Source organism: Corynebacterium sanguinis (genome assembly GCF_007641235.1).
Lineage (GTDB): Bacteria > Actinomycetota > Actinomycetes > Mycobacteriales > Mycobacteriaceae > Corynebacterium > Corynebacterium sanguinis.
On record NZ_CP038157.1, the window covers coordinates 35110 to 49743 of the forward strand.

Annotated in this window: 15 protein-coding genes; all 15 read left to right on the plus strand. The window is 70.5% G+C overall.

Annotated features, from left to right (window positions below):
* The first annotated feature begins 41 nt into the window (after positions 1-41).
* The 15 genes from E3227_RS00200 (at position 42) to E3227_RS00275 (ending at position 14511) form a co-directional block, all read left to right on the plus strand.
* Positions 42-905: a hypothetical protein gene (locus tag E3227_RS00200; RefSeq protein WP_144317190.1), complete on the plus strand. Its 864-nt coding sequence runs from the start codon at positions 42-44 to the stop codon at positions 903-905.
* Positions 902-1981 carry a ParB N-terminal domain-containing protein gene (locus tag E3227_RS00205; RefSeq protein WP_144317191.1) on the plus strand — a complete coding sequence of 360 codons (1080 nt, stop codon included), beginning with the start codon at positions 902-904 and terminating at the stop codon, positions 1979-1981. Before E3227_RS00200 ends, E3227_RS00205 begins: the two co-directional genes overlap by 4 nt.
* Positions 1982-2060: 79 nt before the next feature.
* Entirely contained in the window at positions 2061-2759 is a 699-nt protein-coding gene (locus E3227_RS00210) for a hypothetical protein (RefSeq protein ID WP_144317192.1), read from the plus strand.
* 12 nt (positions 2760-2771) lie between these two features.
* Positions 2772-4394: a VldE C-terminal domain-containing protein gene (locus E3227_RS00215; protein WP_211346236.1), complete on the plus strand. Its 1623-nt coding sequence runs from the start codon at positions 2772-2774 to the stop codon at positions 4392-4394.
* A 2-nt stretch (positions 4395-4396) separates the two neighbouring features.
* Complete coding sequence (locus tag E3227_RS00220) at positions 4397-4663, plus strand: DUF6112 family protein (protein WP_144317194.1); 267 nt, start codon at positions 4397-4399, stop codon at positions 4661-4663.
* 78 nt (positions 4664-4741) lie between these two features.
* The gene (locus E3227_RS00225; RefSeq protein ID WP_062764860.1) at positions 4742-5011 is read left to right on the plus strand and encodes a DUF6112 family protein; all 270 of its coding nucleotides are present in this window, start codon (positions 4742-4744) and stop codon (positions 5009-5011) included.
* A 40-nt stretch (positions 5012-5051) separates the two neighbouring features.
* The gene (locus E3227_RS00230) at positions 5052-6557 is read left to right on the plus strand and encodes a TrbL/VirB6 family protein (protein WP_144317195.1); all 1506 of its coding nucleotides are present in this window, start codon (positions 5052-5054) and stop codon (positions 6555-6557) included.
* 6 nt (positions 6558-6563) lie between these two features.
* Positions 6564-8030, plus strand: a complete 1467-nt coding sequence (locus tag E3227_RS00235) for an SCO6880 family protein (protein WP_144317196.1) — start codon at positions 6564-6566, stop codon at positions 8028-8030.
* A gap of 52 nt (positions 8031-8082) precedes the next feature.
* Positions 8083-9276 carry a hypothetical protein gene (locus tag E3227_RS11575; RefSeq protein WP_211346237.1) on the plus strand — a complete coding sequence of 398 codons (1194 nt, stop codon included), beginning with the start codon at positions 8083-8085 and terminating at the stop codon, positions 9274-9276.
* A complete protein-coding gene (locus E3227_RS00250) occupies positions 9273-10832 on the plus strand; it encodes an ATP-binding protein (protein ID WP_144317197.1) in 1560 nt (519 codons plus the stop codon). The genes E3227_RS11575 and E3227_RS00250 overlap by 4 nt, the downstream gene beginning before the upstream one ends.
* A 29-nt stretch (positions 10833-10861) precedes the next feature.
* Positions 10862-11389, plus strand: a complete 528-nt coding sequence (locus E3227_RS00255; RefSeq protein WP_144317198.1) for a hypothetical protein — start codon at positions 10862-10864, stop codon at positions 11387-11389.
* Positions 11386-13182, plus strand: a complete 1797-nt coding sequence (locus tag E3227_RS00260) for a type IV secretory system conjugative DNA transfer family protein (RefSeq protein ID WP_144317199.1) — start codon at positions 11386-11388, stop codon at positions 13180-13182. Before E3227_RS00255 ends, E3227_RS00260 begins: the two co-directional genes overlap by 4 nt.
* A 58-nt stretch (positions 13183-13240) precedes the next feature.
* Positions 13241-13696, plus strand: coding sequence for a single-stranded DNA-binding protein (locus E3227_RS00265; protein WP_144317200.1), 456 nt, complete (start codon positions 13241-13243; stop codon positions 13694-13696).
* 12 nt (positions 13697-13708) lie between these two features.
* Positions 13709-14293, plus strand: coding sequence for a hypothetical protein (locus E3227_RS00270; RefSeq protein WP_211346259.1), 585 nt, complete (start codon positions 13709-13711; stop codon positions 14291-14293).
* The gene (locus E3227_RS00275; RefSeq protein ID WP_144317201.1) at positions 14293-14511 is read left to right on the plus strand and encodes a hypothetical protein; all 219 of its coding nucleotides are present in this window, start codon (positions 14293-14295) and stop codon (positions 14509-14511) included. The genes E3227_RS00270 and E3227_RS00275 overlap by 1 nt, the downstream gene beginning before the upstream one ends.
* Positions 14512-14634 lie beyond the last annotated feature (123 nt).

Below are 14634 nucleotides of genomic sequence, written 5' to 3' on the forward strand. Positions count from 1 at the left end.
CTGGGGAGCGTGTGCGCACCTGCCTGTCAGGAGGTGCTCCCATGCAGACTGCATCAGACCGTGACAGGCGGAATCGTTTCGAGGACTCCGAGGCGCTGCGCGCCCTGCTGAATCGGCTCCATCAGGCGGGGCGTGGGGCGTGGCAGCGTGACCCGGAGGCGGCGGCGCTGATGGAGCACGCCGCGAACAAGTACGCCGCTCTCGCCCGCAAGCACGGCCTCGACCCGTGGGAGGCGGCTTCGGCGGCGTTCGAGGCGATGCGGGGAACTGCGACGCGGCGGGCGGATGACCCGTGGGCGGTGGTGACGCGGGCGGTGCAGGTGACCTGCACCGCCGAGGAACGCGGCAACGGACTGCTGTGCTCCGTGCATCAGGCCCGTCGCCCGAAGTATTCGGTGTTCCACGACGCCGAACGATTCAGCGACCGCGAGAACCCCCTGCCCGACTACCACCCCGCGTTCTGCTTCGACCCCTTCACCGACCCCGACGAGGACCCGGACGATGAGCGTCCGGTGCGGGAGCGGGCGATGAACGTCACCGCCGCCGTCGAGGACACGATCGCGTTCCTCTCGTGGGTCGGCTGGGAACCCTCGACAGCCCGGGCTGCGGTCGAGTACATCACCACCAGGTTGGCGGGGTCGCCGTCGCGGGCGTCGGCGTTCGAGGTGCTGCGCCGTGACCGGCAGGCCCGCGCCCTCCTGGACCTGCCGGGTGCGTCGTGGACGGCGCTGCTGCGGATCGTGCTCGGCACCCCCGACCCGACCCTCGCGCATACGAACGCTGGGCGCGGGTTGCTCGTGCGGCTCCTGATCGGCCAACCCCTGCGCGCACTCCTCACCGACGACGACCTCGTGATCACTGCCGGGCTCGCCGCCCCGCGCCTGGCAGGGGGCGAGGAGTCATGAGCACGGTGCCGGCGGGCCACATCGAGCTGGAGCGCGCGGTCGACTCCATCATCGTCGGCCGCCGGCACCGGCAAGACCACGGCGACCTTGCCCCGTTGGTGGAGTCGATCCGCCGCAACGGGCTCTTGCAGCCCATCACGATCACCCTCGACGGGCACCTGATCTGCGGCGCGCGGCGCCTCGCGGCGCTGAAACTCCTGGGCATCAAGACCGTCAACGTCTGGGTACGGTCCGGGATCTCCGACCGGCTCGGGCAACTCCTCGCCGAACAAGACGAGAACGTCCTGCACAAGCCGCTCACCCAGCTCGAAGCCGCAGCCCTCTACCGCGAACTCAAGACCCTGCTCGCCGAAGACGCCGCCCGCCGCCAGGAGGCCACCCGGTTCCAGACGACCGCAGACGACGCAGAAGACGGTGGTGCCAATTTGGCACCACCGCAGTTCGAGCAAGGCAAGGCTCGCGCTCAGGCTGCGCGGATGGTGACTGGCCGCGCGTCCTATACGACGTTGGAGCGCATCGGCCGGTTGGAGGACCTGGCCGCGGACGAGTCGCAGCCGGAACCGGTACGGGCGCGTGCGGCAGAGGAGGTCGAGCGGATCAAGGCAGGTGGGAGCGTCTATCCCTCGCACCTGCGCGTGAATGCCGAGCTGTCGCTGGCGGAGCTCAACCAGCTCGCCGCGGATCCCGCCCAGTCCGTCGAGGTGCGCGAACGAGCACGGGTCGAGGCGGATGCGGTGCGTGCGGCGGAGCAGGAGGCGAGGGCGGCGGAGTTGGAGCAGCTGGCAAAGGCCGCGCTCGCCCGCGTCAAAGCAGCCAAGGCCTCCGGGGAGAAGAAGCCAGCGCGGCCCGCGCTGACGGCGGTGAACACCGGGGAGCCGGTGCCGTTCCCGCTGACCGCGTTCCTGGCCACCTGGGACGACATGGCCGAATGGTGGACCCACTACGACCCCGCCGACGTCGGCCCAGCCCTCACCGCTGAACAGTGGGCACGGTTCGAGGAGACCATCGCCGGGACCATCGCGTTCACCGACGCCGCACGCGCGGCACGGCAAGACAGGGCCGAGCACATCGCCTGAACCGCGGGGCGGGTGCGGTGGTGCGCACCTTCCTGGCAACCACGCATCCGTTGTTGCCGTCCGGGAAGGACCCGTGCTCATGGACCCCGCCACGTCTGATGACCGTCGCCGTCGTCGCCTGCTGATCGCCGCCACCGCTGGCGGCCTCGCTCTGCTCTTGCTCGTCGGAGTCGGCATCTACGGCCTCGTCCGCGGCCCCGCCGCCCCGTCGGCCTCGACGCCGAACGAACGACCTTCCACCGCCGCGCCCGTGACACCGGCCCCGACCTCGGTCGCAGAGCTGGAGCCGCTGGACCAGCACCTTGGGCCGGAAGCGTTCGCCCAAGCGGTCGCTGAGGCGCTGTTCACCTGGGACACCACGACCGGGCACATGCCATCGGACTATGCGCAGGTGCTCGCGGATGCCGCGCACGGCAGCGAGGCCGACGCCTTCGTCGGTGACGTCCGCGCCTACATCCCGACGAACGATGCGTGGGCGCAGCTGCGCACCTACGCGACTCGGCAGTGGCTGACCCTCGACGAGGTGTTCGTCCCGGAGGCGTGGGAGACCGCCGTCGAGCAGGCAGCCCCCGGTCAGATACCTGATGGTGCGGTCGCGTACACCATCTCGGGGACACGGCACCGGGAAGGCATCTGGGGCACCGACCCCGTCGAGGCATCCCGCCCGGTCTCCTTCACTGTGTTCCTCGTCTGCACCCCGCCCAATCCCGGTCGCGGCACCGGGTCGGGGTTGTGTGAGGTGCTGCGGCTCTCACAGCTCGACAACCCTCTCCGCTGAGCCGAGGCCGTGATGAAGAAGCTCGCGCTCCTCGCCCTCACCTTGCTGCTCCTGGGGCCGTCCACGATCCTGCTGGGCGTCGCCACGCTCGGCGGAACACCTGCGACCGCCGCCGTCTGCACGCCCGGCTCGTTGGCGGTCGGCCCGATCCCGGACTCGCTGACCGCGACGACCCGCAACGGGGAGACGGTCACGCTGAACCGGCAACAGCTCACCCACGCCGCGACGATCATCACGGTCGGCGGGCAGACAGCCGGCGTCGGACGTGAAGGGGTGCTGATCGCGCTGATGGCTGCGCTGACCGAGTCGACCCTGCGGATGCTCGCCAACACGAGCGCCTATCCCGAGTCGGCGGAGTACCCCAACGACGGCGAGGGTTCGGATCACGACTCGCTCGGGCTGTTTCAGATGCGCCCGGTCAGCGGGTGGGGCACAGTCGCGGAGCTCATGGACCCCAGCTACCAGGCGAGAGCCTTCTACGGTGGCCCCACGGGCCCGAACTACCCATCGCCGCGGGGCCTGCTCGACATCGCCGGCTGGCAGCAGCTCGACCCCGGCGAAGCAGCCCAAGCCGTCGAGGTCAGCGCCTACCCGGACCGGTATCAGAACTACCAGCCGGTCGCCGAAGCGATCCTCACCGCCCTGACCCGTCCCGTGTCCTCCGGCAACGATGGCGGGGACGAGACGCCCGTCGTGCCCGAGACGACGCGCATCGTGTTCCCGCTGCCGGAGGGGACCTGGGCGCGGACGAGCCCGTTCGGATGGCGTAACGACCCGATCACCGGCGAACGCCGCTTCCACGCAGGCAGCGACTTCGCCGCCCCCGACGGCACCCCCATCTACGCCGTCGCGGACGGCATCGTCGTGCGAGCCGGATACACCGACGCAGGAGGCGGGGTCATCGTCATCGAGCACACCGTCCGGGGCGAGCGGGTCGCGTCGATGTACGTGCACATGTGGGCGCACGGCATCCATGTCGCAGAAGGCGACACCGTGACCGCCGGGCAGCGCATCGGAGACGTCGGCTCCTCGGGACACTCCACCGGCCCTCACCTGCACCTGCAAATCCACCCCGGCGGCGCAGACGCCGACCCGGTGAACTCCGACGCCTGGCTCACCGACCACGGCGCCGCTGAATCCGGCGCGAGCACGGCACCAAACGCAGGTTGCGCTCCGGGGCCGAACATCGCCGCGCCAACACCGTACACAGGTACCGATCCTGACGAGCTTCGGGACGATCCGACGAGCGGCGGCCAGATCACTGCCCGCATGGAGCACCTGCTCACACAGACCCGGGCCGCGTTTCCCGACTCCGGCTGGGCCTGCTGGTCACCGCGACCCGGCACCTCGTCGGAACACCCGCTCGGCAGAGCGTGCGATGTGACCTTCGGGAACACCATCGGAACGGCCGCGACCGGCGCCGCCCTCGACACGGGGTGGGCGATGACGAACTGGCTGCAGGCCAACGCCGCCGCCCTCGGAGTCGAGTATCTCATCTGGCAAGGCAAGATCTGGTCGCTCGCTCGCGCCGACGAGGGCTGGCGGCCCTACAACGGCGGGGGCATGCACGACCCCTCGGACATCACAGGCGGGCACTACGACCACCTGCACATCACCGTCCGAGAAGGACGATGACCATGGATGTGTTCCCCGACTTCGGCGGCGTCGGCGGCGCCGCCGACCTCCGCGCCATCGTTGGCGCGCTGCTCATGTTCGTGCTCGTCACCGCCGTGCTCATGCTCATCGTCTGCGCCATCATCTGGGCGATCGCGTCATCCAGCGGCAACTATCAGGCGGCGACCAAGGCTCGCACGGGTCTGTTCGTCGCGGTCGGCGCCGCCGCTCTCGCCGGGGCCGGCGTCGCGTGGCTCAACTTCCTGCTGGACGTCGGCACCCAACTCTGACTACCTCCGCCGCCGCTGGGATCGCGGGGTGCACCTGACGGACGAGAACCCCTTCTCGTCAATAGTCAGGAGCACCCCGTGATCGACATCGACCCCAACTCATCCGGTCTTCCCGGCATCGAGCAACTGCGCATCATCGTCGGCGCCGTCATGACCGTCGGCCTCATCCTCTCCGTCCTCGCGCTCATCGTCAGCGCGATCGTGTGGGGCTTCGGCGCCAACTCCTCCAACCCGCACCTCGCGAGCAGGGGCAAGGTCGGCGTTCTCGTGAGCTGCGGGGCGGCGATCATCTGCGGTGCCGCGGTGACGCTGATCAACTTCTTCTGGGGCGTCGGGCAGGCCGTGTGATGACCACCCGACATGACTCCCGGCCGCGGGGGTGGCTGCGGTGAGCGTCTGCGATGTCCCAGTCATCTCCTCCGTCTGCGACGCCGTGGGCGAAGGCACCGCCTCCCTGATCGCCGCCCCGTTCGACTGGCTCGCCCAAGCGATGGCCGGTGCCGCCGCGTGGCTGTTCGAGGCGGTCTGGTGGGTCTTCGACACCACGACCCTCGTGGACGTCACCAGCGCCGAGTACATCGGCGTCTACAACGTCCTGTTCGGCGTCGCTGTCTTCATCATGCTCGTGTTCTTCTGCTTGCAGCTCATCACCGGGCTCATCCACCGCGACCCGACCGCCCTCAACCGTGCCGCCCTCGGTCTCGCCAAGAGCGTGCTCGGATCGTTCCTGGTCATCACGCTGACCGCGTTGCTGCTGGAAGTGACCGACCAGCTCGCGGTCGGGATCGTCCAGGCCACCGGCAACACGATGGAAGGGATGGGGACCCAGATCGGGCTCCTCGCCGCAGGCCTGGCCACCATCAACATCACCGCTCCCGGTGTCGGCGCGATCCTGACGATCTTCCTCGCCGGACTCGCTATCAGCGCGGCGGCGATCGTGTGGTTCTCGCTGCTCATCCGCAAAGCCCTGCTGCTGGTCGCCATCGTGTTCGGGCCGGTCGCCCTGGCCGGGGCGACATGGGATGCGACCAAGGGATGGTTCGCCAAATGGGCGACCTTCGTCATCGCCCTCATCTTCTCCAAGCTCGTCCTCGTCGTGATCTTCCTCGTCGCCATCGGCCAGGTCTCCGCCCCCATCGAGGCGGACCTGGCATCCATCTCCGACCCGATCGCCGGCGTCGCGCTGATGTTCATCGCGGCGTTCGCCCCGTACATCACGTACAAGTTCCTGTCCTTCGTCGGGTTCGACATGTACCACGCGATGTCGTCGGAGCAGGAGGCGAAGTCGGCGCTGAACCGGCCTGTCCCAGTGCCGTCTGCGCCGAAGGCTGACACGGCCAAGAAGGTACTCGACGGCAGCACCGACTCCGGCAGCGCACCCTCGAACGGTGGCGGAGGAGGCGGTAGTCCAACACCGCCGCCTACCTCCTCGTCGGCGGCGCCCACCAGTGCGGGAGCCGGCACAGCGGGCACAGGAGCCGCCGCTTCCTCGACAGGGGCAGGAGCGGGAGCTGGCACCGCCGCTGGTGCCGGGGCCGGGACAGCGGGCGCTGCGGGTGCTGGTGCAGCCGCCGGCCCTGTGGGTGCTGCGGTCGTCGTCGGCGGTGCGGTGGTCAAGGGCGCGGCGACCGCCGGCCCGAAGGCCGGCAATGCGGTCGGTGGAGCGGCCGACAGTCAGGCAGGCGCGGCCACGGAGCAGGCATCCCCGCCGCTGGTTCCACCATCGCAAGGCACCCCGCCGCAGCGTCCCGCACCGTCGACGCCGCCCCCGGCCGCTCCGTCCTCGGCGCCGCCGTCCGGGCCGTCCACCGGCTCGGCGGAGTCCTCGCCCGCGCCTCGGCGCCGGTCGGACCCGCCACCTCCGCCGTCGTCCAAGCCGACCGGGAAGGGGTGACCTGCGATGTCTACGAACACGCACGCGAACAGTGACTACCCGTTGGCGGCGGTGCAGTTCTCCCGGCTCACCAAGCGCGGGATCATGCTGGGCCTGTCGCTGCCGCAACTCATCGTCCTCGGCATCGCCGTGCTCACAGTCGTCTTCTCGCTCTACCTCGGCGGCGGCCTGGCCTTCGCCTGGACCGCCCCGGTATGGGCCACCGCAGCACTGCTCGCGGTGATCCCCGCGGGTGGGCGGAAGGTGATCGAGTGGGTGCCCATCGTGGCCCGCTGGATCGCCCGCACGTATCTGGGGCAGCTCATTTATCGGCGCCGCGTCATCAAGCCGAGACCTGCCGGGACGCTCGCGCTTCCGGGTGATGCGGCACCGTTGCGGGAATGGGAGGACCCCGAGACCGGGGCGGCGATGATCCAAGACCCGCACGCGCAGACGCTGACTGCGATCCTCGGCGTCTCGCATCCGGCGTTCGTGCTCCTCGATCCCGGTGAGCAGCAGCGCAGGGTCTCCGGGTGGGGGCGCGTCCTCGCCGCGGCCTGCCGTTCGGGGCGCATCGCCCGCATCCAGGTGTCGGAGCGGACGCTGCCGGACTCGGGAACGGGGTTGGCGGAGTGGTGGCGCACGCACGGCACCGACGACGGGTCCTGGGCCGCGACCACCTACGCCGAGCTGATCGAGCGCGCCGGCCCCGCCGGGGAACGCCACGCCACGACGATCAGCCTGGCGCTGGACATGAAGGCCGCGAGCCGGCAGATCAGGACTTCCGGTGGCGGGATGCGCGGTGCCGCCGCGGTGCTCCGGCAGGAGATGACCACGCTGACGACGGCGCTGCGCGCAGCGGAGCTCACCTCGACGGGGTGGCTCACGCCCGGCGAGGTCGCCGTCATCCTGCGTTCGGCGTACGACCCGGCCGCCGCTCCCGCGCTAGAACGGCATGGCGACCTCGGGCGGGATCTGGCGACGGCGGGCCCGGTAGCGGTGACCGAGACGTGGGATCGGTTGCGGTCGGACAGTGCGTTCCATGCGGTGTTGTGGATCAGTGAGTGGCCCCGCTCGCAGGTCTACCCAGGGTTCCTTGCCCCGCTCGTGCTGTCCAACGGCATCCTCCGCACCCTCGCCCTGCACTACACGCCGGTGCGCGCCGATCAGGCCGCGCGGGACCTGCGGAAGAAGAAGACCGAACTCATCAGCGACCAGGCGCAGCGGCGCAAGATCGGGCAGATCGAAGACGCCGCCACCAGCGCCGAACTGGACGACGTCCTCCAGCAAGAGGCGGACCTGACCGCCGGGCACGGCGTCCTGCGCGTCTCCGGCCTCGTGTCCGTCTCCGCGCCGACCGTCGATGAGCTCGACGCCGCGGTCGCCGCGGTCGAGCAGGCCGCGATCCAAGCCTCCTGCGAGACCCGCCGCCTCGTCGGCCAGCAAGCCCAGGCCTTCACCGCCGCTGCGCTGCCGCTGTGCCGGCCGGTCTGACCCGGCGCACCTGCCCACCAACCATCCGACGCTTCTGTGAGGAACAACGCTCATGCCTACCTTCGATAACCCCGTCGCGGACGCCACGGAGGCGTCCGCCGCGTTGCGGGGCCTGGCCCACGCAACCCGCCAGTTCACCGACCCGGCCGACACCTACCCAGTGATCGGTGACCTGCTGTCCGGAGTCCGGTCGCTGCGGCAGGTACTGGATCAGCTCGCCGCCGCCCATATCGCTCCCCGTGCCCGCGCGCACGACGACGCCGGGAACCAGGCCACCGGCGCGACCTCGGCCCTCGCGGCCGCGGACGAGCTGCACCAGGCCGGCACACTCCTGGACTCCGTGGCCTGGCGGCTCGACGCCGCCTCCCAGCACTCCGGGCGTATCGCCTGGCACCCCGCACCCGACCCCGCAGACGCGGGGGCGGGGCGTACGAGCGTGCAGGCCGGGACGCTCACGCTGACGGTGTGGCCGGACGAGCCGCTGGGCCAGCACCAGCGCTACGCCTACCTCATCGAGCACCGGGACAGCGGGCAGAGCATCCAAGGGCGGGATCTGTTTACCGGGGCCGGCGCGCCTGTCTCACCGGAGCGGGCGCTGCGTGACCTCGCCGCCTACCTGACCGCAGCAGGCGATGCGCACCAACACGCCACCGACAACGGCACGGCGTATGAGGGGCCGTTCGATGAGTGGACCGCCGACGTCGCCCGGCAGAACTCCGACGCCCTGACCGAGCTGGCCGACCGCGGCCCGCAGGGCCCTGCGCCCACCGTTGGGGAGGCGGCGGGCGTGCGGTGGATCAGCGTCGTGTTCCTCCAAGGCTCCGAGGCCTACGAGGTGCTGGACCTCATCGACCGGGAGGGCACGGACGCGGCGATCGAGCACCTGGCCGGGTTCGACTACGGCGAGGAGACCGTACAGACAGCGCTCGAGAACGGCTACGTCTACGACGAGCCCCCGACCGGTGCCCTCGACAAGGTAGCGACCCGAGACGTCTACACCCTCACCTACAACCCGTTCCTCGGCCACGTCTCGCTACTGCGCGAGCACGGCGCCCTGCCCGACCCGGCACTCCTCGGCATCGACACCCCGATTCCCGCGCCCGCGTCGACCGCGGCGTCGGCGCGCGTCGCACACCAGCCTGCACGCGCGAACACCCAGGCGGCGAACCGCGAGCGCGGCGCGGGCGACTGGTTCACTCGACGCCCCGGTGCCGCCACGGCGCAGGGCCGGGGGCTCGCGCTGTGACCGCGCAGGACGAGGGCCGCCTGCACACGGCCGTGCTCGTCGGCCCCGAAGGCGAACGACGCCGGGCCCGTAAGGACCGCCGGCAGGCTGCGACCCGAATCGAGACCACCGCCCGCAAGGCACGGAAGGCCGAGGCGAAGGCCCTGTGGGAGGCGGAGCAGGCCGAGCGGCGCGCGACGACCTACCTGCCCGCCGCTGGCGAGCCGGGGCCTGCGGCGTTGCGCACGCCGGGCCGGTTCCGTCTCCCCAAGCACCAGGACACGAGTGCGACGTTGGCTGGGCAGTACCCGTTCCTGGCCGAAGGCGGCCTCGGATCGGAGGGGATCTTCGTCGGGCAGGACCTCTACTCCGGCGGGTCGTTCGTCTACGACCCGTGGGTGCTCTACCGGCGCGGGATCATCACCGCCCCCAACGTCGTCCTGGCCGGCATCGTCGGCTCCGGCAAGTCGAGCCTGGCAAAGTCGCTCTACACGCGCTCGCTCCCGTTCGGACGACGCGTCTACGTCCCCGGCGACCCGAAGGGCGAGCACACCGCCGTCGCCGAAGCCGTCGGTGGACGCGCAATCATCCTCGGCCACGGCCTCTCCAACCGCCTCAACCCTCTCGATGAGGGCCATAGGCCGTCCGCGGTGTCAGATGCGGAGTGGGCGATGCAGGTCGCCTCCCGCCGCCGCGACCTCATCGGCGCCCTCGCAGAGACCGTGCTGGACCGGGCGCTGACGCCGTTGGAGCACACCGCGATCGACCTCGCCCTCCAAGACGCGGTACGGAGCGCGGAGGTTCCGATCCTGCCGATGGTCGTCGACCGCATCCTTACCCCAACCTCGGCCGACGACGCGGATGGACGGCTCGCGGAAGACGGTCGGCTCGTCGGCCACGCCCTGCGCCGACTCGTCGCGGGCGACCTCCAAGGACTGTTCGACGGCCCGTCCACGGTCAGGTTCGACCCGTCCCTGCCAATGGTGTCCCTCGACCTGTCCCGGGTCGCGGAGAACAGCACCTTGATCTCGGTGCTGATGACGTGCTCGTCGGCGTGGATGGAGTCGGCCCTGTCCGACCCGGCAGGCGGGCAACGCTGGGTGATCTACGACGAAGCCTGGCGCCTGATGGCCTACCCGTCCCTCCTGCGGCGTATGGACGCCCAGTGGCGGCTCGCCCGGCACTTCGGAATCGCGAACATGCTGATCTTCCACAAGCTCTCCGACCTCGACAACGTCGGCGACCAGGGCTCCGCCATGCGCGCCCTCGCATCGTCGCTGCTGGCGAACGCGGAGACCAGGATCGTCTACCGGCAGGAAGCCGACCAGCTCGGCTCCACCGCAACAGCGCTCGGCCTCACGGGCACTGAGCAGAAGCTGCTTCCCGGCCTGGGGACCGGGCAGGGGCTGTGGCGCATCAAGGACCGCTCCTTCGTCGTGCAGCACCAACTCCACCCCGCCGAGTTCGCCGCCTTCGACACCACGAGCCGCATGATCGCAGAAACCGGGAAGTTCACCGTTGAGAATGACGAACCGTCGGCCTCGCTGACGGTTCCCGCCGCGGGCGGTGCGGCGTGATGGCCCGGCCCCGCTATAAGCGCACGATCATGCCCGCGTCTGTTCACCGTGACGAGGTCGAGGCTGTGCCGGTCGTTCTCCCGCTCGTGGTCATCACGATCACCGACGACGGACGCATGACGGTCACCGTCGACGGCGTGCCGTTCGAGCCGGAGCCGTTCGCGCCTCCGTGGCGACGAGAGGACTTCGCCGCCGTCCTCGACCAGCTCACCGAACAGCGCCGCTCGCCGGTGCGGGTCGAGGTGCGCGAAGCGGACGGAAGCACGTTCACCGACATCATCACTCCGACCAGACGCCGCCGCACCGAACCAAAACCCGCCCCCGCACCTGAGCCACCGGTCGCGAGTGCTCCGCCCGAACTCGTGGCGCTCCACGGCGAGGGGTTCGTGCCGGGCGAGGACGTGGCGATCGCCGTCGTCATCGCCCACGGCGATGCCGCCCCGGACGGCGCGATGCGCGGCCTGCTCACCGCCGACCAGCTCGCCGTGAGCCCGACCCGAGAGGTGATCCTGCTCGGCCGCGTCTCCGGGACGCTCACGATCGGGCACCCCGAATGACCACCCCGAGGCCGACGGGATCGCTCGGGGACGAGCTGAGCAACCTCGGCATCGGCCTCCTCATCGGCGCCGCGATCCTCGCCGCCATCCTCCGCGGCGCCGGCTCGGTCGCCGCGTGGATCACCGGGACCGGGCAACCCGCCGGCGGAGTCGAGGCCGGGTTGGGCGTGCTGCTCAACCCCGGCGACCCGGCGGCCGCGCTCGGCGCACCCGGTCTGAACGTCGTGGCGTACTGGATCACCGCCGCCGTCCTCATCCTCGCCGCCGCTGGCGCAGGGTGCTGGGGGTGGCGGTTCTTCCGCGAGCACGGCCGACAGGTCAAGAACGACCCCTACCGCATCCCCGGTATCGCCACCCGCACCGAGGTCACCAAGGCCGCCTCCGAGACCGCGCTGCTGCGCCGGGCCGGGCACCTGCGACCCTCGCTCCACAAGCCGACACCGGAGGACGTCGGCTACCGGATCGGCCAGTCGCGCGGCAAGAGCGTGTGGGCATCGGTGGAGGACAGCATCCTGCTGATCGGCCCGCCCCGGTCCGGGAAGGGCGCCCACATCGTCATCAACACCATCCTCGACGCACCCGGCGCAGTCGTCACCACCTCGACCCGGCCGGACAACCTCACCGCGACTCTCCGCGCCCGCGAGCGCATCGGCCCGGTCGCCGTGTTCGACCCACAGCACCTCGCCGAAGGCATCCCCGCAGGCCTCAGATGGTCACCCATCCGCGGGTGCGAGGACCCGCTGACCGCGATGATCCGCGCCACCGGACTCGCCGCCGGCACCGGCCTGTCCGCAGGCGGAGTCGAAGGCGGCGGGTTCTGGGAAGGCAAGACCCGCACCGCCCTCCAAGCCCTGCTCCACGCCGCTGCCCTCGACCGTCGCCCACCGGGTGAACTGTTCCGGTGGACCCTCGACCCATCCGCCGCCGCGGACGCAGTCGCGATCCTGACAGCGAACCCACGAGCGGCTGTCGGGTGGGCGGAGTCGCTACAGGCGATGATCGACTCCGACCCGAGAACCCGCGACTCCATCTGGCAAGGCGTCTCCCTCGCCCTCGCCGCCCTGGCGGACCCGCGCGTGCTCGACGCCGTGTCGCCGCGCGAAGGCGAGAACTTCGACCCCGAAGCCTTTCTCCGTGCCCGCGGAACGCTCTACCTGCTGGCGACCGGCGCCGGCGCCAACAACAGCGCGGCGTTGGTGGCGGCGTTCGTGGAAGACGTCGTGGAAGCCGCCCGCCGCATCGCCGCCGGAAGCCCCGGCGCGAGGCTCGACCCGCCCTTGCTGCTCGCCCTCGATGAGGTCGGCAACCTCGCCCCCTTACCGTCACTGCCCACGCTCATGGCCGAAGGCGGCGGCACCGGGATCACGACCATGCCCGTACTCCAAAGCCTCGCTCAGGCGCGGGAGAAATGGTCGGAGAACGCCGCCGGCGCGATCTGGGACGCCTCCATCGTCAAGATCATCCTCGGCGGCGCTTCCAACAGCCGCGACCTGCACGACCTGACCACGCTCATCGGCGAGCGCGACGAGGTGACCGACTCCACCACGGTCGGAGACCACGGCTCCCGCTCCGCGCAACGCTCCATCCGGCGCGTCCCGATCATGCCGCCCGACACGATCAGGACGTTGCCGTTCGGGACTGCGCTCGTGCTGCTGCGCTCCGCGCCGCCCATAGTCACGAGGATGCGGACCTGGCTCGACCGGCCGGATGCGAAGGAACTGCGGGCCGACCGGGCCGGCATCGAGGCGCTGCTGCAACGCCGTCCGCTGGAGGAGCCGGGCGCACCTGCCTGACACAAGGGCGGCCCCGGCTGTGGGGCCGCCCGTCGATGTCAGAAATGAGGACAGTCCGATGGCTCTCCACACGCAGGAATCCCTCTCCGGGTTTATCGCCTCCGACCCGCAGCTCACCTACACCGAGCGCGGCGACGCGCGCCTGTACGTCAAGATCGGCCAGGAACACTACCGCCGTGAGGAGGACGGGTCGTTCACGCAGACCGAGACGACCTTCCACGACCTCGTCGCGTTCAAGAAGACCGCCGAACGCGCGCACGACCGCCTCGCCAAGGGCGACAAGTTCGTCGCAGAGGGCTACGTCCGTGAGTACGACCGGACCACGCCGGAGGGCGAGGTAATCAAGGCTGAGGAGTTCGTGGCGAAGAAGCTCGGCCACGACCTTGCCCGCACCCGCTACGAGGTCAAGCGGACCCGCCGCCAGCCCGCCGTCACGCGAGAAGCCGCGGGGCAGTCCGTCGATGCCGAGGCGCGCCGCGAGGCCCGCAACGCCGCACCGGCGCTCGGACTCTGACCGGCGGTGACCATGATGAACGAGAACGACAGCGACGCGCCGGACCTGGGTGACGAGCCCGACCTCGATGAGGCGCCCGAGGAGTTCGAGGGGTCGTTGCTGCCCGAGCCGCCGCACCCTATCAACTGGAACCTCCTGACGAGCGAGGAAGCCGAGGCCGAGTGGCTGGAGCTGAATAAGTGGGTCAACTGGCTCCGCACGACATATGGTCTGCCCGCATCGGTGGTGCCGCCGTTCTGGCACCGCCACCCCGAGCTCGTCTGGGAGCTCTCGGCCCTGCACCTGCACTGGCTGGCCGCCTACGACAGCGAGCAGAACGCCTCCGCGCCGCTGGGCTGGCACCGCGACTTCGCCGACGCCAGACAGCGGCTCAGGGATTGGGTCGCCGCCTGCGGCACCCGCCTCGACCGAGACCGCCCCACCCGGCAGACCGTCTGGCCCGGCGAGGACCCGGCAGAGCCCGTCGAGGACCGGATCATCGCCAACCGCGACGAGGACTTCGTGCAGTTCGTCCTCGATGACGTCGCCGCCCGCAAGCAGGCCGAGGACGAGTTCTACGCCGGCCTCGACCCTGCCACTGGGGAGTTGCGCGACTGATGGGCACCTACGTCAAGAAGACCGACCGGCGCCGCTATGAGGACCGTTCATTCTCCGTACGCGCGGTACATCGCGAGGACGCCGACTTGCACAAGCTCGCCGAGGTTCTGATCCGGCTGACCTTGCAGGAGACCGGCCGATCGCGCGCCGAGCGTCGCGCCGCCGCAATACCGGAGACCTACCGTCCGGCAATGGTCGCCGACCAGGCATCCGGGTAGAATCGAGCACAAGCAAGCCTCGCGTCGACGTGGTGTTGTGGTCCCAAACCCCGCTCCGGCGGGCAACGTTTACGTGGCCGTTCCGGCCTAGTCCTAGAGCTTTCGGGCTTCCTCTCACGATCA